This window comes from Halarchaeum sp. P4 (genome assembly GCF_051195175.1).
Classification (GTDB): domain Archaea; phylum Halobacteriota; class Halobacteria; order Halobacteriales; family Halobacteriaceae; genus Halarchaeum.
This window is the reverse complement of the sequence record NZ_JBNTKC010000001.1, coordinates 535,818-561,086: the sequence shown is the minus strand read 5'-3', so window position 1 is coordinate 561,086 and position 25,269 is coordinate 535,818. Positions and strand designations below refer to the sequence as shown.

The window sequence follows — 25,269 nt, the reverse complement described above, 5'->3', positions numbered from 1 at the left end:
TCGGAGTTCTCAGTCGCCGCCGGGAAAAGCTACTCGGCGTCGGTGTCGTCGGCGGCGTCGTAGCGCTCGAAGAGCGCGCGGGCGCGCTCGCTCTCGCCGGCCTCGGCTTCGACGCCCTCGTCGACGGCCTGGAACTCGCGGTCCTCGTGGCCAGCCCACTCCTGGAGTGCTTCGTTCGCCTCCTGAGCGTAGTCCTCGGCGGCCTCGATGTCCTCGAACGACTCGCGGTAGACGACCGTCCACTCGTCGGCCGCGAGGTCGAAGCCGACGCCGTGGACGACGCCGTCGCGGACGAGGACGAGCGCGGAGACGAGGCGTTCGTCGCGCCCGCGGGCGGTGTGCGCGCTCGCGGGGGCGACCATCCGGAAGGCGTCGCTGCGGTGGAGCGCCCGGCCCTCCGCGATGGTGAGCGGCCGGGACGGGAGTGAGTGCATCCCCATGCGGGGAGCGAGGACGTCCACGTTCAAGAGCGGGCCGGTCCCGCACGACTCCGCGAGGATTCGGGAGTCTTTATCGGGCGTGGGTGCCCCTTCCCGGACGTGTCACTCGACGCGTCGCGGTCGCTCGGCGTCGGCGCCGCGCTCGGACTGGTGGTCGGGGTGTCGGTCGGCGCGCTGACGCTCGTCCTCGATTCGGGAGCGACGGCCACGTACGCCGTCGGATTCGGCGCCGCGCTGGGCCTCGTGCTGGGCGTGGCGAGCGGGACGCTCTGTGTCCCGCTCGCGCGCTGGAGCGCCGACCTCGCACAGCCGGTGACGCCGCTGCTCGCCGGCGGGACACTCGCCGGCCTCGCCCTCGGCCTCCTCGCGGGCGTGCTCGCGTGGTGGGCGGTGGACGCGTCGCTCCTCGTCGCGGGATGCTGGGCGCTCGGCGGCGGCCTCCTCGGGTTGCTACTCGCCGGGGCGCACGCAGTCACGCCGGACTGAGCGGTCGCTCGTCGGTGGTGGTGTCGCGAAAGAAAATACGGGTCGTGCGCCGTGAGGCGCGCTCGGAGTCGACTTAGACGCGCGTGACGTTGGTCGCGCGGGGGCCCTTGGGGGCGTCCTCGATGTCGAACTCGATTTCCTCGCCCTCCTCGAGGTCGGGGCCGCCGATGTCCTCCATGTGGAAGAACACGTCCTCGTCCGCGTCGTCAGTCGTAATAAATCCGTAGCCGCCAGTGTCGTTGAAGAAGTCAACTTTTCCGCTTGCCATTACAAACAATTGTAGGGCCGAGTCGGGGATAAGGGTTCCGCGAGTCGAGCTATCACGGGGGTCGGCGCGGCCGTCAGCGGTGGACGGCGCGCGTCAGCGTGAAGAGGAACAGCGAGATGAACAGCGCGCCGACGATGCTCTCGGCGACGGCGACGCCGCGCAACACCCACGTCGGCATCGACGCGACGGGCGGGTAGACCATCGCGACGAACGCCTCCCCGGAGAGCAGGACGAAGTTCAGCGGCGCTGGCGCACCCGTGTAGGGCGCGGGCGCGGCGACGAGCGCGAACCCCGCCCAGTAGAGCAGGCCGAAGACGCCGATGACGCCGATGAGGACGCCGAGGAGGCGGTGTGGGTCCTCGGCGTACCGACAGAGGAAGTCGAACGCGCGGTTGTAGCCGTAGTGGACGACGTTCGTCGTGCGCTCGAGCGGGTCGTCGGCGCGCCGCGCGTGTGCGCGGAATCGCTTCCCGCGGGCGCGCATCTCGCGGACGAAGAACCCGGACATGCAGCGGTCGTCACCGACCTCGTCCGCGCCACTCTTGGCCTTCATGTACGTAATCTCCTCGTCGCGCGGACTCAACTCGACGGGGTCGATGTCCGTCGGGACGTCGAAGGAGTGGATGTCGAACTCGGGTTCGAGGTAGGGGCGAAAGCCCGTGAAGTCGAACTCGTCGAACGTCGTCGTGACGAAGCGCATGTAGGCGATGGCGGGCGTGTCGTCGCCCTCGGCGCCGGTGACGGTGACGGGGCCGAGGTAGGCGTCTCGGAAGTCGTAGAAGACGCGCCCGTCGGCGGGTTGGCCGAGCGTCCCGTTCTCCATGTGGGTGCGCTCGGCGACGACGCGGACGTCCTCGGTGACGGAGTCGGGCGTGAAGCGAAAGCCGCCGCCGCAGGTGACGTCGGTGAGGGTGACGTCGTCGCCGAACGTCGCGCCGTCGAAGTCCGCGGGGCCGTCGAAGTCGAACCCCTGGAAGTCCGCGCCGGCGTCGAAGCGCACGCCCGCACAGTCGAAGGCGTCCTCGGAGACGCCGTCGGCGAACGTCGGCTCGATGGCGAAGCGCGCGGACTCGTAGCCGGAGTGGATGTCGGCGTCACCGAAGTGGACGGCGGCATTGAAGCGCGTCGAGCGGAAGTCGGCGGTCCCCTCGAAGTCGGCGTCGGCGAAGGAGGCGACGTCGACGAACTCGGCAGAGCGAAAGCGCGCGTCGTCGGGGAAGGCCGCACCGCGGAAGAACGCCCGGCCGTCGAAGTGCGCGCCGGTGAACTGGGCGTTGGACGCGAAGTGTGCGCCGGTGAAGACGGCGTCCTCGTCGAAGGCGGCGCCGTTGTCGAAGGCGGCGGTGTAGGTGAACGTCGAGCGCGCGAAGACGACGCGCCGGTCGAAGCGCGCGGTGCTGGCCTTGACGACGCCGTCGAACGTACAGTCGTAGGCGGTGAGGTCGTTCTCGAAGCGCGCGCTCGCGAAGTCGAAGCGCCCGTGGAGGTGGCTGTGTGAGAGGACGAGTTCGTCGACGACGTGCGCGTTCCGCAGGCGGAGACGGCCCGCGAACGTCGCGTGCCGGAGGTTTACGGGGAGGGAGTTTCCGGACTCGAGTTTCCGCCCGCTCAAGTCGAGGGTGTCGAAGTGCGCGCCGACGAACTCGTTGTAGACGTCCGGGGTCGCGCGGATTGCCTCGATGAAGGCGTCCCGAACCTCGGCGTCGCTGACGTCGCGGGCCGCGCACTCCGCGGGCGAGAGGTGGAAGACGCAGCGCTCGGCGTCGGGGTGTGCGTCGTGCGGACACGACCACTCCTCCTCGACGGCGTCTCCTCCCTCCGCGGGGCCGTCTTCCCCGGGTACGTACGTGTAGGCACAGACGTTTTCACCATCCATTCAATGGTGAAACTAACGTGGCGGGACGGGAAAAGTGCGGGTGCGGACCGTGCGCTAGGCGGCCCCGTGGCGCACGCGCTCCCTCACTGCGCGCCCGGCGTCGGATCGAGTTCGACCGTCCGCTCGACCGTCAGCGTCGCAGTTTGCCCGCCGAGTTCGACCGTAAAGTCGCCGGCTTCGACGACCGGTGCGGAATCGCCCGGCATGTCGCCTGGCACGACCGCGAGCGCGGCGAGCGGGAACTCGACGGTGACGCGCTTGGACTCGCCACCCGCGAGTTCGACCTTCGTCGAGCCGAGGCGCTTGCGACGCGGATAGTTCACCGAGCCGTAGGCCTCCGTGTAGAAGGCTTCCGCGAGCGCCGTGCCCGTCCGGCCGCTCGTGTTCGTCACGGTGACGGTGGCCGTCGCGGTGCCCGTCTTCCGCGCGTCCCGAATCGAGGACGGCGAGACGGTGAGGTTCGAGAACTCGAAGTCCGCGTAGCTCTCGCCCGCGCCGAACTCGAAGAGCGCGTTCGCGTTGTCCTTCGCGGGATGGTACTGGTTGTAGTAGTTCGGCACCTGGCCGACGCCGTCCGGCCAGCGGAAGGCGAGGCGGCCACCGGGGTCCGCGTCGCCGTAGAGGACGTCCGCGACGCCGCCGCCGGCACTCCCCGGGTAGTAGGCCATCAGGAAGCCATCGAGCTTCGCGAGCGTCTCGCTCGTCCCACGCGGTCGGCCAGCCACGAGCAGGCCGACGACCTGCGTGTCGTCGCTGACGGCGTTCGTCACGGCGTCGACGAGTTCGCGCTGGGCGTCCGGGAGCGCGAGGCGGTCGGTGTTCCCGAACCCTTCCGCGTAGGGGCCTTCGCCGAGCGCGAGCACCACTTTGTCGGCGCGCTTGGCGTCCCGGACGATGGTCTCCTTCGTCGAGTCGGCGAGCGACCACGTGTCGTCGCTCCAGCGGTTGAACGTGTAGCCGGTCTCGTGGACGGTGACGATGCCGGAGGCGCGGTCGCGCACGGCGTCCGCGATGGTGGTCGCCCACGGTGTCGCGTCGTCCTCGTGGAGGCCCTGCCAGCCGACCGTCCACCCGCCACACTGCGTGCGGACGTTGTCGACGTTCGGCCCAGCGAGCAGGACGCTGTCCGTGTCACCGAGCGGGAGCGCGCTGTTCTCGTTCTTCAGGAGCGTGAGCGATTCGCGGACGGCCTCGCGAGCCGCCTTCTTCGCTCCGCCGACGGTGTCCGTGGCCGCCGACGCGTCCACGTAGGGGTCCTCGAGGAGGCCGAGCGTCGCCTTCAGTTCGAGCACGCGACGGGCCGCCTCGTCGATGCGGGACTTCTTCACCTCGCCCTCGTCGACGAGTTCCACGAGGTTGTTGTAGAACTTCTCGACGTTCTCGACGCTGGAGAGCATCGCCATGTCGACGCCGGCGTTCACGCCCTTCTTCACCGCCGTCTTGAGGTCGGGGGCGTACTGGTGCATGTTCACCATCCGCTGGAAGTCGTTCCAGTCGGAGACGGCGACGCCCTCGAAGCCCATCTGGTCGCGCAGGACGGTCTGGAGGAGCCACGAGGAGGCGTGGGCGGGCACGCCGTTCACCGAGCCGCTGTTCACCATCACGGTGAGCGCGTCCTCCTGAATTCCCATGTGATGGGGGACGAAGTGGTTCTGGACGAGGTCACGCGTCGGGATGCGCGCGGGACTCCGGTCGTCGCCGTTCTGCGGTTGCGTGTACGCCGCGAAGTGCTTCACGCTCGCGGCGACCCCGTCGTGGTCGCCCGCGCCCTCTTGGAGGCCGCGGACGGCGGCGCTCGCGAGTTCGCCCGTGAGGTGCGGGTCTTCGGAGAGCGTCTCGTAATAGCGCCCCCAGCGCGGGTCGCGCCCGAGGCCGCTCGTCGGCGCGAACCCCCAGTGGGCGCCGATTGCGGCGGCGGACTCGCCGGTGTGTTTCGCGGCGGCCTCCATCAGATCGGGGTCGCGGGTCGCGCCCATCCCGACGTTGTGCGGGAACGCCGTCGACCCCTCGACGGTGACGTTCCCGTGGACGCTGTCGATTCCGAAGACGAACGGGACGCCGTTCCCCTTACCGATGGCGAACTCCTGGAGGCTGTTGATGCCCTCCGCGAGTTCGGTGGGGTCGCGCGCCGGCGGATACGCCGCCCCGGTGAGCAACGACCCGACGTGGTACGTCGTGAACAGCGACTCGATGTCGCTGGGGTCGACGGTGGAGACGTTCGCCTGAATCATCTGGCCGATCTTCTCCTCGACACTCATCCGGGCCAGAATCTTCTCCACCTTCGTCTCGGGCGGCGTCGGGCGCGACCCGTCACCGTACTGTTTGAAGTCCTCCGCAGTGGCGGCGTTCGCGCCACCGGCGAGCGCGGCGGCACCGAGCGCACCGGTCGCCTGCAGGAACCGACGACGCGAATCGTCCATTCTGTCTGCCATGTCCGGATGAACGATAATCCTAGATGGTGGAAAAACATTACTATCTTCGTGAAGAATGTTTGCCGACGGCGACGGGGTGTTCTGTTTCGGTGGCGTCGAGTTCACCGGCGAGTGCTGACGTCGCGTCCGTCGGTGAAAAGGAGCGGCGTGAAGACCAGTGAGAGGCGGCGGGAGGCTGCGGCGAGAGGGGACGAAACGACGGCGAGAAACGGAAGCGGGTGGGGCCGACTAGGCCAGCCACTCCTCCGGTTTCGTGTCGTAGTCGACGGCGTCGGCCTGCAACTCCGATATCTCCTCCGCGTCGAGTTCGACCTCCTCGAAGCCGTCGCCGTCGAAGCGGAGTTCAAGGCCGACCTCTTCGGGGTCGGGCTCGACGCCCTGCCGGCGCGCGCGTTCGAGTTCGCTGTCCGAAACCTCCGTCACGACGGTTCGGAGGGCGACCGGCCGTCCCCAGAGGTCGAAGACGCGTTTCAGCACCTCCCGGGCCTGCGGGACGTCGAGGGCGACGCCGTTGTAGCGGTGGCCGAGGAGGAGTTCGCCGCGGTTGCGGTGGTTCGCGTCCAGCGCGACGATCGTCGGCTTCCCGAAGTTCGCGAACTTCAGGAGGAGTTTCTTCTTCACCGCGTCGGCGTCCGTGGACGTCGCGTGGTACTGGCCGGTCGAGCGCGCGAACTCGTAGGCGAAGTAGCCGTTCGCGTCCACGAACTCCTGCGTGAGGAACTCGTCGATGAACGTCACGTCGTTGTGGCTCTCCCGGACGGCGTACAGCCGGTCCCAGCCGGCCGCGAAATCGACGTCCGCGAGCGCCGCCTCCACCGTCGCGTAGCGCGACTCGTCGAAGAGGTAGCGCGCCGTCCGTTCGAGTTCCGCGCGCGACACCGAGCGCAGGAAGCCTCGGTATTGGGGCTTCGCGAGCGAGTAGTGCCGGCGCGCGAGCCCCTCGTAGGTGAGCACCTTCCACGGATGCGTCTCGACGTCGATGTCGCCCTCTTTCGCGCGTATGAGCGCCGCCGAATCGACGTACTCGTCGGGCAGGTCCGCGAGCGCGTCGAGGCTCTCGGCGTCGATGCTGTCGAGTGCCGCCGGTGGGTCGAGCGCCGTCTGCACAGCCGCGAAGTCGACGGCGTCGTGGAATGTCCGCCACGTGACGCCCTCGACGCGGAGCAGGCGCTCGACGACCTCGCGGCGGTTCGCGGTGTTCTCGACGTACTCCCAGAGTTGCTTGCCGAGCGAGTAGGGGTTGAGGCCGGGCGAGTTCAACACCCGCGCCTGGTGGTCGGCGTAATCCACGAACTCGTCCGCGCCCGCGAACGCCTCCTCGCCCATCATCAGCGACTCCCAGTAGGCCGCCCACCCCTCGTTCATCACCTTCGTGGTCTTCTGGGGCGCGAAGTAGTAGGCCTCGCGGCGGAGCGCCTCAAGGACGTCGCGCTGCCAGTCCGCGTAGTCGACGGCCTTCCCGGACTCCTCGTCGTAGGCCTTCCCGTGGCGCGCGAGGAACGCGAGCAGGTCCTCGGCGGGTTCGGGGTCGCGCTCGGCGGCCTCGGCGTGCGCGTCCAGCCAGTCGTCGTCGAACACCTGCCGCTTGACGTCCTCGGTGAGCCCGAGGTCCTCAAGGCGGTCGGCGAGCTCGTCGCGCTCGGCCTCGCCCGCCGGCAGGTCGTCCGTGTAGGGGCGGTGCTGGTCGATGACGTCCTCGACGCAGAGCACGCTGTCGATGAATTCCTCGACGTCGCTCCGACTCACCTCGGGGTCGCTCATGTGGCCCTCGATGAGGTCGGCGTGGCGCTCGAGCGTCGCCGCCGCGTCCGGGTCGTCCGCGTAGAGGCCGAACCACTGGTTGTTCGCGAAGAAGTCCGAGTGGGCCTCGACGTGCGTGATGACGGCCTTCTGGTCGGCGAGCGTGTTCGACTCCTGGAGGAACGCCGCCGCCGGGTCGTCGTTGTTGACGATTTCGAACGCCTTCCCGCCGAGGTACCGGCTCTGCTTCTGCTGGCGGTCGTACTGCATCCCCCAGCGCCAGTGCGGATAGCGGGTCTGGAAGCCGTTGTAGGCGATGAGCTCGTTCATCTCGTCGTGGTCGACGATCCAGTAGTTGACGTCGTAGGGTTCGAGGCCGAGTTTCTCGGCGAGCGCCCGGGCGTCCCGGGCGACGTCCTCGAGGTCGGCGGCGACCCGTTGCTTGTCGCGTCTGTCGGTGTCGGTGGTCATTCTTCGTCACCCGTCTCGGTGGTGAGGATGGTCTCGATGGCGTCGAGGACGTCGTCGTTGTCGTGGACGCGCGCGACGGCGACGTCCTCGGACTCCTCGAAGGCGTCTTGGACGACGTCGCCGTGGTGGCTTCGGCCCGTCGTGCCGGGCTGGACCTCGACGTAGGCGTGGAGGTTCGCGTCGATGTCCGCCATCAGGGGGACGACGCGCTCCTCGCTGTCGTTGTGGCTGTTCTCGCCGTCACCGGCGGCGAAGACGTAGCGGTTCCACTCATCAAAGGGGTACTCCTCGAGGAGGTCGGCGGCGAGTTCGTAGCCCGAGGAGATTCGGGTGCCGCCGCCGGACTGGAGGCCGAAGAACTCCGCGCGCTCGACCTCCCACGCGTCGGCGTCGTGCGCAACGTAGAGGAAGACGGCTTCGTCGTACTTCCCGGTGAGGTACCAGTCGAGCGGCGTGAGCGTGCGCTCGACGAGGTCGCGCTTCTCCTCGCGCATCGACCCGGAGACGTCCCGGATGTTCACGACGACAACGCTCTTCTGCTGCTCCTCGACGACTTCGGGGTGCCGGTAGCGCTCGTCGTCGCGGCGGAACGCCACGTCCTGCACGCCCTCCCGGCGGACGCGTGCGGCCGTGGACTCCATCTCGCACTCGGCCTCCATCGCCTCGATGGAGTCCCAGCGCTCGGCGTCGTCGAGTCCGTCGGCGCGGGCATCGAGCCACGCGCGCGAGACCGGAATCGATTGTCCGCGCGCCCAGCGGAAGACGTCGTCGACGTCCCAGCCGGCGACGCGCAGCGCTTCCATGACGTACTCCTCGTCGAAGTCCGTCGCGAGCGTGCGCTTCAACCCCTGCTTGAAGAGGCGCTCGAAGTCGAGCGTCCCCTTCGGGCCGTTGCGCGCGACGTCGTTGAAGTCGCCGGTGGTGCGCTCGCGGACTGTCTTCCCCTTCGGGTCGAGGTCGAGGCCGAGCTCGTCGTCGAGCGCCTCGGCGAACTCCTCGGGGTCCATCTCGTAGTACTCGTGGTCGGCGTGGCCGTCGCCGGCCTCGTCGCCGTCACCGTCGCCCTCGCCGGGCTGGGGTTCGCCGACGGGTTGGCCGGGCTGGGGCTGACCGCCCTCGGCTTGACCGACGCCACCCATGTCGCGCCGGTCGTAGGCGAACTCGGGGAGGTCGACGAGCTTCACGGGGATACTCACCGAATCGGGCCGTGAGGCGCCGAGGTCGCCGTACTGGACGAACTCCGCGAGGTCCTCGCGGGCCTCCTCGCCGACCTCGCGGTAGCGTTCGAGGTCGTCCCTCAGTCCCATCGGTGACTCACCCCCTCCATCACGGCGGTGCTCGCCAACTCCGCCGACGCGCGCGTGTAGCCGCGCTCGTCCACGAGGTAGTCGACGGCCTTCGCCTTCAGTTCGGCCGTGCGCGTCTCCTCCGGCGGGTCCGCCCACTGCGTCGGGTCGAACTCGGGGTAGCGGCGCGTCACGTCGTCCCAGTCGGTGGCATCAAGCACCGCGGTCACGGCGGGTATCTCGGCGAGGTCGACGTCGCCGGCGTGGAAGCCCTCGTCGCGGCGCTCCCACGCGTGGCGGTTGAGCGCGGTGACGACCTTCGCCGTGCGGAACTCCTCGACCGTCGAGGAGGGGTCGGTGCCGTCGTAGTCGTCCTCCGCGAAGCGCCCGAGGTGCTCCGTCTCGAACACTTTCATCAGCAGGGGATCGGGGGCTTCGGCGCCGCGCGGCGTCTCGACGGTGTCGTCGGTCGCCCACGCGTAGACGTGTTCGACGTACTCGGTGACGGTGTCCTCATCAACAGTGACGTCGTGCGTCAGCGCCTCGATGACGTCGTCCTCCTGTGTGGCGAACGCGTAGTCCTTCGCGAGCACGACGCGGTCCTCGTACTCCGCGGCCTCCGCCGTCGAGAAGACGGGCGCATCGTCGAGACCGGAGGCGAGCGCGTCCAGCACGTCCTCCGGCATCAACACGCCGGAGACGTCCACCTCGTGGTGGTGGCGGTCGGGCGGGTCCGCGAGCAACTCCGCGAGCACGTCCCGCGTGTACGTCACGGGGATGCCGGCCTCGCCGTCGTGGCCGCCGTCGAACTCGTAGTCCTCGCGGGTGCGCTTCTCGTCGCCCTCCCGGAGGTAGCCCCGGTCGTAGAGGACGGCCTTGTCGACGAGGTCGAGGGTCGCGGGCAGGTCGTCGGCGTCGAGGCGCGTCACGACGCTGTACATCGCCGCTGCCTCGAGTGCGTGGGGGGCGAACTCCACCGTCTCCGCGGGCTCGCCGGCGTCGCGGCGTATCGGCACGCTCGCGCCCGCGGCGACGCGCGCCTCGACCTGCTCGCGTTCGGTGTCGTCCCAGACGTCGGACTCGCCGAGCAACTCGCGGCGAAGCAGTTGCGTCTCGAGGCTGTAGTTCGTCAGGTAGCCGAACTCGTGGCGGTCGAGGCGGCGCTTCAGGGCCTTCAGCGGGTCGGCCTGCGAGCGGTCGGCGTGCTGGTCGAGTTGCGCCTCCAAGTCCGGGTTCGAGATGACGAGCAACTGGGTGTCGACGTCCATCCCGATGCCCTTGTCGAGTTTCACGGTGCGCTCGTCGGGGACGTTCAGGAGTTTCCGCAGGAGGTCGGCGTGCTGGCCCGCGTCCTCAACGACGGTGATGCCGCCGTTCCCCTGGCTCAGGACGCCGTCGTAACTGAACGCTTGCGGGTTCTTCCGGCCCCGGCTGTCGAGTCGCGAGAGCATCTCGGGCATCCACGAGCCGACGAGGCGCTCCTTGGGCGAGCCGGCGTCCTCGGCGTGTAGGACGCCGACGCCCTGCCCGACGTCCACCACGTAGTTCGTCACCCGGCAGTGTTTGGGGTCGGTGACGTGGCTGAACAGCTCGTCGCCGGCGCGCTCGCGGTATTGGTCGGCAAGGTAGTCGTAGGCCTCGCGGCTGAACGGGTCGAGGTCCGTCTCGACGCGCGAGGGGACGTCGTCGCCAGTCGCGTCGGCGGCGTCCGCCAACACCTGCTCGCGGACGGCCGTCGGGAACGCCGCGAGCGGGTTGATCTGCACGGGCGACTCGTGCCAGTCCGCGTCGTACTCCGGGGCGGCATCGCCGTAGGTCAGCGCGTCGTCGGTCGTCGTCCCGGCGATGTTCCACTCGAGCGTGTAGCGCCGGCCCTCGGCGGTCTGCGAGAACGCGCGCAGGCCGTCGATGAGACAGCGCTTGAACTCGGACTTGCCGGTCGCCGTAGGGCCGCTGAACCAGCAGATTTTCTCGGTTTTCGCGCGACCGGCCGCGACCGCCCGGAGGTCGTCAACGAAGCCGTTGAGGACGTTCGTGTTGCCGAGGACGGCGTGCTCACCGTCGTTCGCGGGGTCGTCGAAGAACCGGTAGCGCGTCTTCTCCTCGCCCTCCTCCACGACGGTCCGGGTGCCGAAGGACTCGATGGCCGCGAGGAGGTACTTCGACGCGTGCGCGGCGGCGAGCGGGTGTTCGACGACGTGCTCGGCGAACTCCCCGAGCGTCATCGGTTCGTCGAGGGCCGCGTCGAGTTCTCGGTCCGCCGCGGCGACGTACTCACTCATCCCGACACCTCAGGCCCCCTCCAGTTCGGACTTCGCGACTTCCGCGCCGGCGAACTCCAGGACTTCGAGGGCGCCCTCGCGGGAGTACCCCCGGTCACGGAGAGCGTCCACCCACGCGGAGCGCTCCTCGCCGAGGTCGTTCGCGGACACCAGCGCGGAGAAGTTGATGTTGTGCTTCTTGTCCGCCCAGAGTTTGCGCTCGAGCGCGCGGCGCAAGCGGTCGTTGTCCTGCGGGTCGAACGCCTCGCCCTCACGGGCGCGCCGGGAGACCCAGTTCGAGACTTCCTGCCGGAAGTCGTCCTTGCGGTCCTCGGGGACGTCGAGTTGCTCCTCGACGGCGCGCAGGAACGTCTCGTCGGGGTCGACGGGCTGGCCGGTGAGGTCGTCCTCGACGGTGTCGTCGTCGATGTACGCCATCACGTGGTCCATGTATTTCTCGCCCTGCTGGCGGATTTCGTCTACGTCGTAGGCGAGCGCGTGGCGGACGTCCTCGATGGCGCGGTCCGTGTACTCCTCGCGGACGAGTTCGAGGTAGCGCTGGTAGCGCTCGAGGTTCTCCTCGTCGATGGAGCCGTGGCCGGGGAGGTGCTCCTCGAAGTGCGTGAAGACGAGCAGCGGCGAGAGGTACGCCCGACCGCGGTGGGTGGACTCCATGATGGCCTCGGCGATTTCGTCGCCGATGAAGCGTGCGCTGACGCCGTCCATCCCCTCGCCGAGGTCGGTGGCGTCGTCGCCCTCCTCGCGGAGTTTCTTCGCGTCCGCGTCCTCCAGTTCGTCCGTCTCGCCGTTGTAGACCTTCGCCTTCCCGACGAGATCGACGGTTCCGTCGTCGGGTTCGGTGATGCGCGTGAGGACGCCGAACAGCCCCGCCATCTCGAGGGTGTGCGGTTCGACGTGGACGTCGGGGACGTCGGCGTTCCGGAGGAGTTTCTCGTAGATGCGGGCTTCCTGCTCGTACTCGAGGACGTAGGGGAAGTCGACGCGCTTCGTGCGGTCGTTGAACGCCTCCATCTTCTCGTCGCCCTTCTTCTCGCGGTACTCGGGCATGTTGGTGCGCCCGACGATGACCTGGTCGATGTCGATTCGGGGGTTGTTCTTCGGCTTGATGGTCTGTTCCTGGGTGGCGTGCAGGAAGTCGTAGAGGAACTCTCGCTGGAGTTTCAGCAACTCCTCGCCCGAGAAGAGACCGCGGTTGGCGTTACAGAACGCCCCGGAGTAGTCGAAGGCGCGCGGGTCGGACTCGCCGTAGACGGCGATTTTGGAGTAGTCGACGTCGCCGGTCAACTCCGTCTCGTCCTGGTTCTTCTTGTCCTTCGGTTCGAAGGTCTCGACGCACTGGCGTTTGTTCTCGTCGGCGACGAGCCGGACGACTTCGACGTGCTCGCGGAGGACGGCCGCGAGGTCGTCGTCGTACTCCTCGAGGAGCGTGTCCATGTAGAACTCGCTCTCGGGGTCGAGCGACTGCTCGTTGCGAATCGTGTAGGGTTCCTCGAGGCTCGCGTTCACCTCCTCGATGACGGCGTCGCGCTGGTCCTGCGGGAGCAACACGAGCGGGTCCTGGTTCATCGGCGAGCGGACGACGTCGTCCGCGGGGTCCTGGTCGGGAATGACCTCACAGAGGTCCGTCCAGCGGAAGGTGTACATCCGACCGGCGTCGCTGAGGGTGTAGTCCTCGAAATAGCGGCGAACCTGCTTGTCGAAGTCGGACTTCCCAGAGCCCACAGGCCCGAGGAGCAGGAGAATCCGCTTCTCGGGGCCGAGGCCGCGAGAGCCGGACTTGACCTTGTTCACGAACTCGTGGATGGCCGCGTGTATTTCGCGGCCGTAGAACGTGTTCGCGCCGCCGCCGAGCGGGTCCTCGGTGGCGAGTTCGTACTCGACGAGGCCACGCGACTCGTCGTAGCGCGTCCCGTAGTGGTCGAACATGTCGGCGAGCCGCTGGTGGGCGTTACGGGTGACCTTCGGGTCCTCGCGCACGAGGTCCAGGTACCACCCGTAGTCGTGGGTCTCGCGGAGGTCGTCCGGTATCGTTTCCCGGTACCGTTCGGAGAGCGCGTCGAGGGTGGTGTTGTCGCCGGTCATGGTGTGTCTCGGGTATCGGAGTGCGACCCATTGTTGTGTGCTACCTCCGCACACACTTTGCGCACGACCATCCCGTCCGAGTGCCTGCGTGTCACACGCGTCTGGGGAGGGCGAGTGGGGGGTCAGTCGGATTCCGATACTGTTACGGTATACCGTACCACAGCGGTTAAGGGTTTCGCGCACGACGGCCGGACATCCGGCGCCGTCGCGCGGTTTCGCCGTTCCGTGCTAATGACGTTCGCCCGGTACGAGCCCCCTCAACGTCGTTCTCGCCATGTGGTGGGTGACCGGTTCGTTCGGCAGACTGCCGCGAGCGCCGTGGTTCTATTGGCCCCTCGATAGCGAAACGTATTGGTTCGTAGACACGACTAAGGGGCGTGCGGCCCCAGACTCACGCGCGCCCATGCCCACACCCGAGTGCCCCCACACCCCCCAACGGTGGTCGCCGTGACGCCTCGACCCGGCCCCGTCCTCGCGCGCTTCGCCCGGCCGACCGGCCCCGAGACGACGCTCGCCGTCCTCGCGGACGTCCACGCCGACGCCACCCGCGAAGCGGGCGCGTGGAAGTGTTACGAGCACGCCCTCGACCGCCTGCACACCGCAGTCGACGACGCCGGACGGCACGGCGCGGACGCCGTCGTCGTCGCCGGCGACCTCACCCGTGACGGGAGCGACGCCTCCTTCGCCGCCATCGACGACGCCTTCGAGGGCTTCGGTGGCGACGTCCTCTGCGTCCCCGGCAACCACGACGTCCCGAAGGAGTACCGCGACGCCCCCTCGGTTCATGCCTTCCGCGAGCGCTACACGCCTGGCGTCCTCCCCTACGTCCGGCGCGTCGGGGACGTCCACATCATCGGCCTCGACACCGCGAGCGCCGTCGCCGACGGCTCGCACGGTCGCGTCACCGACGACCAGCTCGCGTGGCTCGACGCCACCCTCCCCACGGTCGAGGACCCCATCGTCGTCGCCCACCACAACGTCGCCGACGCGACCAGCCACGCCTCCCCCATCGGCATCGAAGCCCACGCCACCGTCGGCAACGCCGACGAACTCGCGGACGTCCTCGCCGCCCACGATGTTCCGCTCGTCGTCTCCGGGCACGCCCACTGGCCCGCCGTCGGCGGCGTCCCGGGCGGCGTCAGCGAACTCCTCGCACCGCCCGTCTGCTCGTTCCCGCAGGCCGGCCTCCTGCTTGAGGTCACACCCGAAGGGACGACGGTGACGCTCCTCCCGCTCGCCGACAGGGTCGGCCTCGAGACCGCCTACGCCGCCGCGCGCGACGGGACGCCGCGCTCGCGACGTATCGCGGAGAACTTTCGACAGGGCTACCTCGCGCACTTCCCGCTGGTGGACGAGCACGTCGAGTCAACGGACGGGGAGAAGAGCCGGATGCGCGTCGCCTTCGAGCGCTAGCGGCGCCGCGTGATGCGGAGCGCCACGACGAGCGCGGCAAGCGCGACGAGGCCCGCGAGCGCGCCGAACCCGGGCACCGTCGAGGACGTCGTGGTCGTCGGACTCGCGCTCTCGTTCCCGGCGAGCGACGGCCGGATGTCGTTCACCGCCGCGACGTCCGGGCCGTTCACGATGGCGACGGTGTCGCCGTTCTGGACGACGCGATACGCGCCCTGATAGCCGTCCTGCTTCGTGACGACCCAGGCGCCGTTCTGCTTCGTCGCGTCGTGGGCCTTCAGCGCCAGCACGTAGGCGTCCGCGAACGCGCTCGCGTTCGACGCGTCCGTCCAGCGCGACTTCCAGACGAAGCCATACTTCCCGCTCTTGTGGTAGGGGAGCACCTTGTCGCCCGCCCACCCGGTGGTCGCCGCCGCGCTGTAGTGGTAGGCGCGGTACTCGCCGCTGGAGCGAATCGCGTCCTTCGGCACGGCGTTCGCGCCGAACTGGAAGCCCTGCCACCAGAGCCCCATGAACGCCGACGCCTCGCCGAGCGTGTCCGTGCCGTTCACGCCCTGATTCGGGAACGTCTTCCAGCCGTTCGTCGCGACGTCACGGTCGACGGACACCGGCTTCGTCGCCGGCGCCTCGCCGTGGATGACCTCGGTGGTCGTGTTCGGCGGGGTCGCCCACGCCTCGTCCACGGCCGCCCAGCCGCCCTGCTGGATGAGAGTGTGGACGTAGCCGGGACCGCTCGCGTACGGGAAGTAGAGCGTGAGCCGCAGGCTCAGCGGCGGACTCGCGCTCGCACTCGAGGACTGTGAGGTGGTCGTGGTGGTCGTCGTGGAACTCGAGCTGCCCGAGACGCTCGCGGAGGACGGCCCCGCGACGCAGTCCCACTCGCCGCTCTCACACTTCTCCTCGTACTTCGACTCGACGTAGCGCGCCTCACCCTCGACGAGGCCGGACGTCGCGAGCTGCGTGTCCTGCGTCTCGCCGCCATACTTCGCGGAGCTCAGGTTGTAGTACTGGTCCTGGAGGGCGTGCTGGAGCTCGTGACTGAGCGTCGAGTACTCCATGTAGGCCTGCTTCCCGGACGGAACGATGATCTTGATGGCGTCGCTCGAGGGCGAATAGAAGCCCAGAACGTTGTTCGAGTAGTAGGACTGCATCGCCGCCGAGAGGTTCGTGTTCGACCCGATGACGAGCGCGGCCTCCCACACCTGCTGGTTCCACTGGCTGTGCGAGGAGTTCGAGGCCCCACGGGACTGGTTCGCCTGGTAGGCCGAGCGGGACATGACGTCGACGGGCACCGCGTGCTTGAAGTTGTGCTGGCGGAGCACCTCGACGCGCGCCATCGTCCGGCGGACGTACGCCCGCGTCTCGGCGTCGCTCAGGCCGTCGTCCTGATTCACGGTGATGTTGGAGTCGTACCAGTAGCCATCGAAGTAGCCGATGGTCTCGTTCTCGGCAGTGCCGTTGTGGCCGGAGGACTGGGCCACCGGTGTCGAGACAGACGCGGCGGGCGCGGACGGAGAAGTCGCCGCCGACGTGGACGCGCCAGTCGTGGCGGGCGCGGCGAGCGCCGACCCGACGGGCGCGAGGAGGAGTGCTACGACGAACACGGAGAGGAGTGTGCGCGAGGGCATTCACTCCCCGGTTGGAGTGGCCGCCACAAACCGTTGTGGGTCAGTGGCCCCGTTCGACGCAGAGGGCCTTCGACGCTCGGACGTGCCCCGGGAACGGGGCGCGACGCGCGTCCACGAGGGCGCTCTCCCACCTCAAAGCGCCCGTCGAGCGGGTCAGCGGCGACGACGTGCCGGTCTCGCCGTTCGCGTGCGAAGAAGTCGACCTCCCGGACGCCGACGAGGTCCGGGCAGCCATCGAGCGCGTGCGCGCCCGACTATTCGGGTTTCACCACGTCACCACACTCGGGACAGTCGGCGTACGCCGCCGTCCCGTCCCCGTCCTCGTACTCGATGAGCACCGCGCTCTCGGGGATGCGCGCGCCACACTCCGGGCACCGACCGAGGGTCCCGTCGGCACTGTCGGCGTCAGTCATTCAGACACGTGTAGGGATTCACTGGACCGACATAACTGTTCGCCGCGATACCGTATTCGCCGCCTCAGACGACGTCCTCGACGACGACGCGCTCCGCCTCGACGTCCTCCAACACCGCGCCGAAGCCGCCGACGGTCACCTCGCCGTCGTCGGTCGCCACGACGAGCGACGTCTGGCCGGCGAGACTCTGGAGCGAGCGCGGGCCGTCGTTCTCGTCGTCGCGACCCTCGTAGGCGATGTCGACGACGCAGCCGGCGAACTCGCAGGCCTCGCCCGTCTCGACGAGATGGCCGTCGACGGAGACGTAGACGTCGTCGCCGTTCTGCAGGTGCGGGACGAGTTCGTGGGCGGCGCGCCGGATGTCGATGTAGGTCCGGGGGAAGCTCCGGTCGTCCTCGACGAGCGGCTCCCAGAGTTCCCAGACGCTGCTCAGGTAGTACCAGATGAAGACGGCGGCGTGCGTCCGGTCGTTGACGACGACGCCGTACTCGCGGGGGCCGCCGACGTGCTCGGCGTAGCAGACGCGGTGCTGGTCGACGATGGCGAGGAAAGGCGCCTCGCGCTCGCGCCAGCGCGCCTCCGTCGCGACGTCCGCGAGCGGCAGGGAAGTGGCGACGTCGCGCGAACAGGAGTGAATCGACACCTGCACCGCGACGCCGCGTTCGAGCGCGCCGGTCAGCGCGGAGTAGAGGTCGCGGAACTGCCCGGGCGTGACCGAGAGCTGAACGCGGTGGTCGGCGCTCCCGATGAACGCCTCCGCGCGGTTGCACAGCGTCTCGAAGCGCGACACCACCGACACCTCGTGCTGGCGGGGTTCCGGGCGCGTCCAGCGCGCCTCCACCTCCGAGGCGGCCGCCTGGAGTTCGTCGACGCGGTTGCGGAGCGAGGAGACGACGGCCTCCGGGGAGGGGACGCGAACGTGGAGGTTCTCCTGTTCGTACGTCTCGACGTAGCCCTGCTCTTCAAGCGCGCGCACGACGTCGTAGATGCGGGGTTGGGGGACGCCGCTGGCGTCCGCGAGCCCGCTCGCGGAGACGGAGCCGAGTTCGAGGAGCGCGACGTACGCGCGGGCCTGGTACGGCGAGAACCCCTCGCCTTCGAGGACGGACGCGAGCGCCTCGGTATCCATACTCGTACTCTCGCGTACGGGTACGTAAGACCCTTCCGCCGGCTCAGTCGGCGTATTCGGACTCGCCGTCGAGTTCCTCGGCCGTCCGCGTGAGGGAGCGCTCGCGGAGGTCGACCTGGACCGCCTCGAGCGAGCGCCCCTTCGTCTCGGGGATGAGCCGGTAGCTGAAGACGAACGCGGCGACGGTGAGGACGCCGAGCATGAGGGCCATCCCGGCGAGGCCGTCGAGCAGGAGTGTTCGGTGGCCGGCCTTGTCGACGAGCAAGATGGCGACGACGGTCACCGCGACGTTGACGACGGTGGCGATGATGGAGGAGGCGGCGCTGAGGCCGGCCTGGTTCAGGATGGTGGGCGCGAGGAGACAGGGCCTTACACCGCCGTCGACTTCGGTGAGACATGCACGGAGTCGTCCGGGCCGACACCGACGCGGCCTACGAGGACGCCCTCACCGTCCGTTACGCTGTCTTCGTCGACGAACAGGGCGTCCCCGAAGAACTGGAGGTGGACGAACACGAAGGGCGCGCGACCCACTACGTCGCCTACGCCGACGACGCCCCGGTGGGTGCCGCGCGCTGGCGCGAGTACGACGACGAGACCGTGAAAGTCGAGCGCGTCGCCGTCCGCGAGACACACCGTGGCGAGGGGTGGGGCGCGCGCCTCATGGACGCCGTCGAGGACGACGCCCGCGATGCCGGCTACGAGCGCGCCCGCCTCCACGCCCAGACGCCCGTCGTCGACTTCTACAGCGCCCGGGGCTACGAGCAGCGCGGCGAGGAGTTCGAGGAAGCCGGCATCCCGCACGTCGAGATGGAGAAGCCGCTCTAGCGGGACCGGGGAGTCAGGGGAGCCGTCACGGCTACGGGCCTCGCGGTGACACACCCACGCATGAGCGACGAAACCGAGGGAGCCGAACCAGTCCGGGGTCGTCTCGACCCGGCGCGCGCCGTCGAGTCCGCCCGCGCGTTCCTCCGCGACTACTGCGAGCGCGTGGGCGCCGAGGGGTACGTCGTCGGCGTCAGCGGCGGCCTCGATTCGGCGGTCGGCGCGACGCTCGCCGCGGAGGCCGTCGGCCCGGAGAACGTCCGTGGGCTCGTCCTCCCGGGCGCGCCGAGCGACCCCGAGAACATGCGCGACGCCCGCGAGCTCTGTGAGTCCCTCGGCATCGAGTGGGCTGAGGAGTCCATCGAGGGACAGGTCGCGGCGTTCCGTGAGGCGGACGCGACCCTCGACACCGAAGCCGTCGGGAACGTCCGCGCGCGCGTCCGCATGGTTCGGCTCTACGCGGCCGCGAACCAGCACGAGATGCTCGTCCTCGGCCCCGACAACCGCTCGGAGTACCTCCTCGGGTATTTCACGAAGTACGGCGATGGCGCCGTCGACGTTGCGCCGCTCTGCGACTGCTACAAGACGGAAGTGGTCGCGCTCGCCCGGTACCTCGACCTCGATTCGCGCTTCGTCGAGAAGGAACCGACCGCCGGCCTCTGGGCGGGCCAGACGGACCGCGAGGAGTTGGGCGCGCCCTACTCGGAAATCGACCCCGTGTTGCGCTGTCTCGTCGACGACGGCCTCGGCGTCGAGGCGACGGCGGCACGCGTCGCGGCCGACCGGGAGACGGTCGAGCGTCTCGCCGAGTTACACGAGTCGAGCGCACACAAGCGCCGCGAACCCCCGACGCCCGGTCTCCGTTAGAGTTCGACCTCGGTCGCGCTCTCGACGTCGAAGCGCGTCCCCTCGACATCGCCCGCGAGGAATTCCGGGAGCTGGTTTACGAACGACTTGAAGTGCGCGCTCTCGGTGTGCGCGGCGAGCGCGGCCTCGTCCTCGTACTGCTCGAAGACCCGAACCGTGTGCTCGTCCTGAATATCGACGGCGGCGCGGTACTCGATGACGCCTTCTTCGGCGTTGGAGGCCTCCACGAGTTCCTCGACGGCCTCGAGCGCCGTTTCGCGTTCGTCCGGGTCGACCTCGAAGTGGACGTGATTGACGATCATCGCGTAAGACGTGTCACGGAGCCACCAAAAGGCGTCGGGTAGCGGTGGAGATACCCGGCGATGGGGTGGCAACGTCCCGACGGAGAGTCAGACCTAAGAACGGACCCTCCCACCATGAGGGTATGGACGACGACGACCGCAGACGCGTCCTCGACTTGCTCTGTGAGGACGCCCGCTACACGCCCGAGGACGTCGCTCGACAGTTGGACCTCACGCCCGAGGAGGCCGAGGCACACATCGAGGCCCTCGAGAACGAGGGCGTGCTCCGTGGCTACACCGCGGTCGTGGACTGGGCGGCGCTCGACGACGACGTCGTCGAGGCGAAAGTCGAGTTGAACGTCGAACTCGACCGCGAGACGGGCTACGAGGACATCTCGCGGCGCATCGCGAAGTTCCCCGAAGTCGTCGCCTTCCAGTTGGTCAGCGGCGACTACGACTTCGCGCTCGAAGTGCGCGCGGACTCGATGAACGCCGTCTCGCGCTTCGTCTCCGAGGAAATCGCACCCATCCCCGAGGTGACCCAGACGGTCACGCACTACGTCATGGAGACCTACAAGGCCGACGGCATCGAGTTCGGGGACGGCGAGGAGGACGACCGGCTCTCCTACTCGCCATGAGCTACCTCTCCGAGCGCGCCGAGCGAACGCCACCCTCCGGGATTCGGCGCTTCTTCGAAATCGCCGAGGAGATGGACGACGTGGTGTCGCTCGGCGTCGGCGAACCCGACTTCAGCGCGCCGTGGCCCGCCCGGAAGGCCGCCATCGAAGCCCTCGAGCGCGGCCAGACCTCCTACACGTCGAACCGCGGCCGCCGTGACCTCCGCGAGGCCATTTCGGACCACGTCACCCGCTACGGGCACGACTACGCGGCGGACGAGGAGATTCTCGTCACGACGGGCGTCAGCGAGGCGATGGACCTCGCGATGCGCGCGCTCGTCGACCCCGGCGACGTCGTCGCCGTCGCGGAACCCGCCTACATCTCCTACGGGCCGGACGCCTCCTTCTCCGGCGGCGAGGTGCTTCCGGTGCCGACGCGGGCGGAGGAGGAGTTCCGCCTCACCTACGACGCCCTCGAGCGCGCGGGCGCGGAGCGCGCGGACGTGCTCGTCTTCTGCTACCCGAACAATCCCACCGGGGCGGTGATGGACGCGACGCACCTCGCGGAAGTCGCGGAGTTCGCGCGCGAACACGACCTCTTCGTGCTCGCGGACGAGGTGTACGCGGCGCTGAGCTACGCCGGCGAGCACGACAGCATCGCCACCCAGCCCGGGATGCGCGAGCGCACGCTCGTCTTCAACGGCTTCTCGAAGGCCTACGCGATGACCGGCCTCCGGCTCGGCTACGCGATGGGTCCCCCCGAGGTCATCGACGGGATGAACCGCATCCACCAGTACACGATGCTCTCCGCGCCCACTACCGCGCAGGCCGCGGCCATCGAGGCGCTGGAGTCCTGCGACGAGGAAGTCGCCGACATGCGCGAGCAGTACGACCGGCGCCGACGCTTCGTCCTCTCGCGCTTCCGCGAGATGGGGCTGGACTGCTTCGAGGCGAAGGGTGCCTTCTACGTCTTCCCGTCCGTGCCGGGCGACGACGAGGAGTTCGCCGAGGAACTGCTGCGCGAGGCGGAGGTTGCCGTCGTTCCGGGCCGCGTCTTCGGCGAGGGCGGCGAGGGCCACGTCCGGGTCTCCTACGCGCGCTCGCTCCCCGAACTCCGCGAGGCGATGAACCGCATCGAGGACTTCCTCGCGGACTACTGATGGCCGCCGGGCACGCCGAGGACGGTGCGGTGGCGCGAATCGCCGACTCGCTCGCGGACGCGGGGACGGCCATCGCGTTCACGGGCGCGGGTGTCAGTACCGCCTCTGGCGTCCCGTCCTTCCGGGGCGAAAACGGCGTCTGGAACGACGCCTTCGACCCCGCCGACTTCCGCATCGAGCGCTTCGAACGCGACCCCGCGGGGTTCTGGGCGGACCGCATCGACCTCCACGAACGGATGTACGGTACCGCCGGGCCGAGCGACGGTCGGAACGACGGGGAACCGAGCGCGAGCAAGCGCGGTGAGCGAGACGCGAGCACCGTCGCGCCGAACGCCGCCCACGACGCGCTCGCCGAGTTGGAGGCCGCGGGCGTGTTCGAGGCCGTCGTCACGCAGAACGTCGACGGCCTCCACGCGGCCGCCGGGACGGAGTCGCTCCTCGAAATCCACGGGAACGCCCGGCGCAGCGTCTGCGTGGACTGCGGGGGGACGACACCCACCGAGGACGTGCGCGAGCGCGTCCGCAACGGCGAGACGCCGCCGCGCTGTGACTGTGGCGGCCTCCTCAAGCCGGACGTGGTGCTGTTCGGCGAGCGTCTCCCGCCGGTGTTCCGCGAGGCGCGCCGGCTCGCCCGCGAGGCCGACGCCTGCCTCGTCGCCGGGTCGTCGCTGACCGTCGAACCCGCCGCATCACTCCCGGAGCGCGTGGCACGCGGCGGCGAGCTACACGTCGTGAACTTCGACGCGACGCCGCTCGACGACGTCGCGACGACGGTCTGTCGGGCGGACGTCACGGCGGTTCTCCCGGCGCTCGCGGACCGGCTCGTCGGCTGACTGGACTTTCCTGCCGGCCAACATACTTACCGGTCCGTAGTCCCGATTCGGACATATGCCTGAGTGACCCATCCGCGGTCAGCTCGGCTCCTCCGGCATCGAGAGCAGGCAGCGACAGCCATCCCCATCACCATGACACGAAATACCAAGTCGCTCGCGTTGAGCGCACTCCTCGTGGTCTCGGTGTTCGCGACGGCCGGCGTCGGCTTCGTCGGCACCGCCGCGGCCACCCAGAGCGCGACCATTACTGCGACGCCGTCCAACGCGACAGCGACCGCGACACATCACGTCACGGCCGTACCGGACTCGAACGAAGTCGGTAGCTCGTTGAGTGCAGTCAAAGTAACGTACGAGGCGTCCGACTCCGGCAACGTCAGCGGCATCGAGGACGCCTACATCGTCCGCGACAGCAACCGAACGAACATCACCGACGACTTCCAGGCCGTCACGCACAGCAACAACGGCAAGACGGTGACGTTCGACTTCGGCGGCTCCTACGACCTCGAGCAGGGCGACACCATACACGTCGTCTACGACGACGTCCGGAACCCCTCGTCCGCCGGGACGTACGCCGTCGAGGTCGACCTGAACCCGCAGTCCTCGGGGGCGCCCGCGAACGCGACGCTGAACGTCACGTCGGCGCCGCTGAACTCCTCGCTGTCCGCGTCGCCGAACTGGGACGGCGTGAACGCCACGCACACGCTCGACTTCGTCCCCAGCTCGGCCCAGGACAACCAGACGCTCCGTAACCTCTCCGTCGACTACGGGTCGAACGGCACGCTCTACCCGGTGAACGCCTCGAACGTCACGGCGTTCGCCGACGCCGACAACGACGGCACGTACGACAGCGGCGAGACGAGCCTGAACGTCACGAACGTCACGACGCAGAGCGGTACCGTGACGCTCGCGTTCAACGGGAGTTACACGCTGAACGACAGCGTGCCCGTCGTCGCGCGCTACGGGCCGGTCGGGAATCCCGCGAGCGCCGGCACCTACACGGCCAGCGTCGTCGCGAACGGTGACGCCGCGAACGCGACGCAGGTGAGCTTCGACATCGTCGCGAGCAGCACGACGTCGAACGCGTCCGTCGTCCCGAACCCGCCCTACACGGGTGCGACGAGCGTTCACACCGCCACGGGGACCGTCGGGTCGAACGACGCCTCCGACTCCCTGAACAGCTTCCGCATCGACTACCACGAGAACGAGGACGCGACCGACGTCTCGAACGTCGGCCTCAGCGACGTCCGGCGCGTCGGCATCGACACGAACAGCGACGGCGAAATCGACACGAACGTCTCCGACGACCTCTCTTCGGTCTCCATCTCGAACAACGGCCACACGCTCGTCCTCCAGTTCGGCGGCGACTACACCCTCTCGCAGGGTGACCGCGTCATCGCCGCCTACGGCGACGTGCAGAACCCGACGAGCACGGGCACCTACACGACCGCTGTCGGCATCAACGTCCAGAGCGGCGACGCCGACACGGCAGTCCAGTTCGACATCACGAACCGGCCGGCGAACGCGACGCTGAACGCGACGCCCGCGTCGGACGGGGCGAACGCGACTCACCGCCTCGCCTTCCAGCCCGGCACCGTGCAGTGTGGCGTGAGCGTCACGTCGCTCGCAGCGAACTACTCCGCGAGCGCCGCGACCGTGGGCGTCGGGAACGCCACGCTCTCGACGGCGTTCATCGACGCGGACGGCGACCGGACCTACGACAACAGCGAGACGCGCCTGAACGCCAGCGGCTTCACGGCCGCGAACGGCACCGTCGAGGCGACGTTCCCCGGCGCGCACAACGTCTCCTGTGACGAGCGCGTCGTCCTCGTCTACGACAACGTCACGAACCCCGAGTCCGGGACCTACGGCGTCCCGACGGCACTGAACGGTGACTGGGCGAACGGCACGGACGCGACGCTCGCGATTCACGCCGACACCGCGGTCACGAACGCGACGCTGAACGCGAGCCCGCCGTACCCCGACGCGACGAGCACGCACACCGCGACCGTCGAGGTCGCGCCGAACGACGACTCGGACTCCCTGAACAGTATCCGCGTCGACTACGCGGCGAACGAAACCGCCACCGACATCTCGAACGTCGGGCAGGGTGACGTCGTCGCCGTCGGCATCGACACGAACGGCGACGGCGAAATCGACACGAACGTCTCCGACGACCTCGGCGAAGTCGACGGGTCGAACGACGGCCACACGCTCACGTTCGGCTTCGGCGGCTCCTACAGCCTCCAGCAGGGTGACACGGTCATCGTCACCTACCAGGACGTCCAGAACCCGTCCACCACCGGCACCTACCACGCGACGGTGGACGTGAACGTCCAGAGCACCGCGAGCGCCGTGCCCGCGAGCTACGAAGTGAACGCGCGGGAGTCCACCGGCGGCACCAACATCGGTGACGACGGCGGGAACACCGGCGGCGGTAGCTGGAGCGGTGACACCGGCGGCACCGACAGCACGAACGATGGGACGAACGACGGCACCGACACGACGACCACGACAACCACGACGACCACGCAGACGACGAGCGTGACCAGCACGACGAACACGGCCGATGGCGGCGAGACGTCGACCACGACGTCCGAGCAGGACGCCACGGCGCCGACCACCACGTCGAGTGACGACGGCGGTATCGGCCTCCTGCCGACGAGTCCCGGCGCGGCCGCTATCGCACTCGTCCTCGCAGGGAGCGCCGTCGTCGGCGGCGGCTGGGTGCTCAGAGAGCGGCTCTGAG

General features: G+C 68.9%; 20 protein-coding genes and 1 pseudogene. 8 read left to right on the top strand and 13 right to left on the bottom strand.

Annotated features, from left to right (window positions below):
• Window positions 1-29: 29 nt before the first annotated feature.
• Window positions 30-440 carry a hypothetical protein gene (locus ACQUS8_RS02905; RefSeq protein WP_435096650.1) on the bottom strand — a complete coding sequence of 137 codons (411 nt, stop codon included), beginning with the start codon at window positions 438-440 and terminating at the stop codon, window positions 30-32.
• A 99-nt stretch (window positions 441-539) separates the two neighbouring features.
• On the opposite strand from ACQUS8_RS02905, the gene ACQUS8_RS02900 reads away from it, so the two are divergent.
• Window positions 540-926: a hypothetical protein gene (locus ACQUS8_RS02900; RefSeq protein WP_435096647.1), complete on the top strand. Its 387-nt coding sequence runs from the start codon at window positions 540-542 to the stop codon at window positions 924-926.
• 73 nt (window positions 927-999) lie between these two features.
• Here the strand turns inward: ACQUS8_RS02900 and ACQUS8_RS02895 are convergent, their stop codons facing one another.
• The 7 genes from ACQUS8_RS02895 to ACQUS8_RS02865 form a co-directional block, all read right to left on the bottom strand.
• Window positions 1,000-1,194, bottom strand: a complete 195-nt coding sequence (locus ACQUS8_RS02895; RefSeq protein ID WP_435096644.1) for a cold-shock protein — start codon at window positions 1,192-1,194, stop codon at window positions 1,000-1,002.
• Window positions 1,195-1,267: 73 nt separating this feature from the next.
• Complete coding sequence (locus ACQUS8_RS02890) at window positions 1,268-3,070, bottom strand: pentapeptide repeat-containing protein (RefSeq protein ID WP_435096641.1); 1,803 nt, start codon at window positions 3,068-3,070, stop codon at window positions 1,268-1,270.
• A gap of 83 nt (window positions 3,071-3,153) precedes the next feature.
• Window positions 3,154-5,490, bottom strand: coding sequence for a beta-glucosidase (locus tag ACQUS8_RS02885; protein ID WP_435096638.1), 2,337 nt, complete (start codon window positions 5,488-5,490; stop codon window positions 3,154-3,156).
• 240 nt (window positions 5,491-5,730) lie between these two features.
• Window positions 5,731-7,713, bottom strand: coding sequence for a SpoVR family protein (locus tag ACQUS8_RS02880; RefSeq protein WP_435096635.1), 1,983 nt, complete (start codon window positions 7,711-7,713; stop codon window positions 5,731-5,733).
• On the bottom strand, window positions 7,710-9,020 hold the full coding sequence (locus tag ACQUS8_RS02875) for a DUF444 family protein (protein ID WP_435096632.1): 1,311 nt from the start codon (window positions 9,018-9,020) through the stop codon (window positions 7,710-7,712). The genes ACQUS8_RS02880 and ACQUS8_RS02875 overlap by 4 nt, the downstream gene beginning before the upstream one ends.
• Window positions 9,011-11,281, bottom strand: coding sequence for a kinase anchor protein (locus tag ACQUS8_RS02870; RefSeq protein WP_435096629.1), 2,271 nt, complete (start codon window positions 11,279-11,281; stop codon window positions 9,011-9,013). Before ACQUS8_RS02870 ends, ACQUS8_RS02875 begins: the two co-directional genes overlap by 10 nt.
• 9 nt (window positions 11,282-11,290) lie before the next feature.
• On the bottom strand, window positions 11,291-13,363 hold the full coding sequence (locus ACQUS8_RS02865; protein ID WP_435096626.1) for a PrkA family serine protein kinase: 2,073 nt from the start codon (window positions 13,361-13,363) through the stop codon (window positions 11,291-11,293).
• A 447-nt stretch (window positions 13,364-13,810) separates the two neighbouring features.
• Between ACQUS8_RS02865 and ACQUS8_RS02860 the strand changes: the two genes are divergently transcribed.
• Entirely contained in the window at window positions 13,811-14,776 is a 966-nt protein-coding gene (locus ACQUS8_RS02860) for a metallophosphoesterase family protein (RefSeq protein WP_435096623.1), read from the top strand.
• Here the strand turns inward: ACQUS8_RS02860 and ACQUS8_RS02855 are convergent.
• The 4 genes and pseudogenes from ACQUS8_RS02855 to ACQUS8_RS02840 all read right to left on the bottom strand — a co-directional run.
• Window positions 14,773-16,401, bottom strand: a complete 1,629-nt coding sequence (locus tag ACQUS8_RS02855) for an Hvo_1808 family surface protein (RefSeq protein ID WP_435096620.1) — start codon at window positions 16,399-16,401, stop codon at window positions 14,773-14,775. The genes ACQUS8_RS02860 and ACQUS8_RS02855 overlap by 4 nt on opposite strands.
• A 254-nt stretch (window positions 16,402-16,655) precedes the next feature.
• Complete coding sequence (locus tag ACQUS8_RS02850; protein ID WP_435096617.1) at window positions 16,656-16,814, bottom strand: hypothetical protein; 159 nt, start codon at window positions 16,812-16,814, stop codon at window positions 16,656-16,658.
• A gap of 64 nt (window positions 16,815-16,878) precedes the next feature.
• Window positions 16,879-17,943: a TrmB family transcriptional regulator gene (locus ACQUS8_RS02845; protein ID WP_435096614.1), complete on the bottom strand. Its 1,065-nt coding sequence runs from the start codon at window positions 17,941-17,943 to the stop codon at window positions 16,879-16,881.
• A gap of 43 nt (window positions 17,944-17,986) precedes the next feature.
• Window positions 17,987-18,292, bottom strand: a pseudogene (locus tag ACQUS8_RS02840) (MFS transporter); the annotation flags it as partial.
• Between the two features lie 47 nt (window positions 18,293-18,339).
• Here ACQUS8_RS02840 and ACQUS8_RS02835 point away from each other — a divergent pair.
• On the top strand, window positions 18,340-18,768 hold the full coding sequence (locus ACQUS8_RS02835) for a GNAT family N-acetyltransferase (RefSeq protein ID WP_435096611.1): 429 nt from the start codon (window positions 18,340-18,342) through the stop codon (window positions 18,766-18,768).
• Between the two features lie 60 nt (window positions 18,769-18,828).
• On the top strand, window positions 18,829-19,632 hold the full coding sequence (locus ACQUS8_RS02830) for an NAD+ synthase (RefSeq protein ID WP_435096608.1): 804 nt from the start codon (window positions 18,829-18,831) through the stop codon (window positions 19,630-19,632).
• Here the strand turns inward: ACQUS8_RS02830 and ACQUS8_RS02825 are convergent.
• The gene (locus ACQUS8_RS02825; protein ID WP_435096605.1) at window positions 19,629-19,934 is read right to left on the bottom strand and encodes a putative quinol monooxygenase; all 306 of its coding nucleotides are present in this window, start codon (window positions 19,932-19,934) and stop codon (window positions 19,629-19,631) included. The two genes, ACQUS8_RS02830 and ACQUS8_RS02825, sit on opposite strands and share 4 nt — an antisense overlap.
• Before the next feature lie 122 nt (window positions 19,935-20,056).
• Between ACQUS8_RS02825 and ACQUS8_RS02820 the strand changes: the two genes are divergently transcribed.
• The 4 genes from ACQUS8_RS02820 to ACQUS8_RS02805 all read left to right on the top strand — a co-directional run bounded on the left by ACQUS8_RS02820 (window position 20,057) and on the right by ACQUS8_RS02805 (window position 25,268).
• Window positions 20,057-20,551: an Lrp/AsnC family transcriptional regulator gene (locus tag ACQUS8_RS02820; RefSeq protein ID WP_435096602.1), complete on the top strand. Its 495-nt coding sequence runs from the start codon at window positions 20,057-20,059 to the stop codon at window positions 20,549-20,551.
• Window positions 20,548-21,690: a pyridoxal phosphate-dependent aminotransferase gene (locus ACQUS8_RS02815; RefSeq protein ID WP_435096599.1), complete on the top strand. Its 1,143-nt coding sequence runs from the start codon at window positions 20,548-20,550 to the stop codon at window positions 21,688-21,690. The genes ACQUS8_RS02820 and ACQUS8_RS02815 overlap by 4 nt, the downstream gene beginning before the upstream one ends.
• A complete protein-coding gene (locus ACQUS8_RS02810) occupies window positions 21,690-22,523 on the top strand; it encodes an SIR2 family NAD-dependent protein deacylase (RefSeq protein WP_435096596.1) in 834 nt (277 codons plus the stop codon). Before ACQUS8_RS02815 ends, ACQUS8_RS02810 begins: the two co-directional genes overlap by 1 nt.
• 132 nt (window positions 22,524-22,655) lie before the next feature.
• Window positions 22,656-25,268: a beta strand repeat-containing protein gene (locus tag ACQUS8_RS02805; RefSeq protein WP_435096593.1), complete on the top strand. Its 2,613-nt coding sequence runs from the start codon at window positions 22,656-22,658 to the stop codon at window positions 25,266-25,268.
• Window position 25,269: the final 1 nt, after the last annotated feature.

Excerpts from the sequence above, each read along its gene's own strand:
- ACQUS8_RS02905 (WP_435096650.1), bottom strand. The coding sequence starts at position 440 with ATGGGGATGCACTCACTCCCGTCCCGGCCGCTCACCATCGCGGAGGGC.
- ACQUS8_RS02895 (WP_435096644.1), bottom strand. The coding sequence starts at position 1,194 with ATGGCAAGCGGAAAAGTTGACTTCTTCAACGACACTGGCGGCTACGGA.
- ACQUS8_RS02890 (WP_435096641.1), bottom strand. The coding sequence starts at position 3,070 with ATGGATGGTGAAAACGTCTGTGCCTACACGTACGTACCCGGGGAAGAC.
- ACQUS8_RS02885 (WP_435096638.1), bottom strand. The coding sequence starts at position 5,490 with ATGGACGATTCGCGTCGTCGGTTCCTGCAGGCGACCGGTGCGCTCGGT.
- ACQUS8_RS02880 (WP_435096635.1), bottom strand. The coding sequence starts at position 7,713 with ATGACCACCGACACCGACAGACGCGACAAGCAACGGGTCGCCGCCGAC.
- ACQUS8_RS02875 (WP_435096632.1), bottom strand. The coding sequence starts at position 9,020 with ATGGGACTGAGGGACGACCTCGAACGCTACCGCGAGGTCGGCGAGGAG.
- ACQUS8_RS02870 (WP_435096629.1), bottom strand. The coding sequence starts at position 11,281 with ATGAGTGAGTACGTCGCCGCGGCGGACCGAGAACTCGACGCGGCCCTC.
- ACQUS8_RS02865 (WP_435096626.1), bottom strand. The coding sequence starts at position 13,363 with ATGACCGGCGACAACACCACCCTCGACGCGCTCTCCGAACGGTACCGG.
- ACQUS8_RS02855 (WP_435096620.1), bottom strand. The coding sequence starts at position 16,401 with ATGCCCTCGCGCACACTCCTCTCCGTGTTCGTCGTAGCACTCCTCCTC.
- ACQUS8_RS02850 (WP_435096617.1), bottom strand. The coding sequence starts at position 16,814 with ATGACTGACGCCGACAGTGCCGACGGGACCCTCGGTCGGTGCCCGGAG.
- ACQUS8_RS02845 (WP_435096614.1), bottom strand. The coding sequence starts at position 17,943 with ATGGATACCGAGGCGCTCGCGTCCGTCCTCGAAGGCGAGGGGTTCTCG.
- ACQUS8_RS02835 (WP_435096611.1), top strand. The coding sequence starts at position 18,340 with ATGCACGGAGTCGTCCGGGCCGACACCGACGCGGCCTACGAGGACGCC.
- ACQUS8_RS02830 (WP_435096608.1), top strand. The coding sequence starts at position 18,829 with ATGAGCGACGAAACCGAGGGAGCCGAACCAGTCCGGGGTCGTCTCGAC.
- ACQUS8_RS02825 (WP_435096605.1), bottom strand. The coding sequence starts at position 19,934 with ATGATCGTCAATCACGTCCACTTCGAGGTCGACCCGGACGAACGCGAA.
- ACQUS8_RS02820 (WP_435096602.1), top strand. The coding sequence starts at position 20,057 with ATGGACGACGACGACCGCAGACGCGTCCTCGACTTGCTCTGTGAGGAC.
- ACQUS8_RS02815 (WP_435096599.1), top strand. The coding sequence starts at position 20,548 with ATGAGCTACCTCTCCGAGCGCGCCGAGCGAACGCCACCCTCCGGGATT.
- ACQUS8_RS02810 (WP_435096596.1), top strand. The coding sequence starts at position 21,690 with ATGGCCGCCGGGCACGCCGAGGACGGTGCGGTGGCGCGAATCGCCGAC.
- ACQUS8_RS02805 (WP_435096593.1), top strand. The coding sequence starts at position 22,656 with ATGACACGAAATACCAAGTCGCTCGCGTTGAGCGCACTCCTCGTGGTC.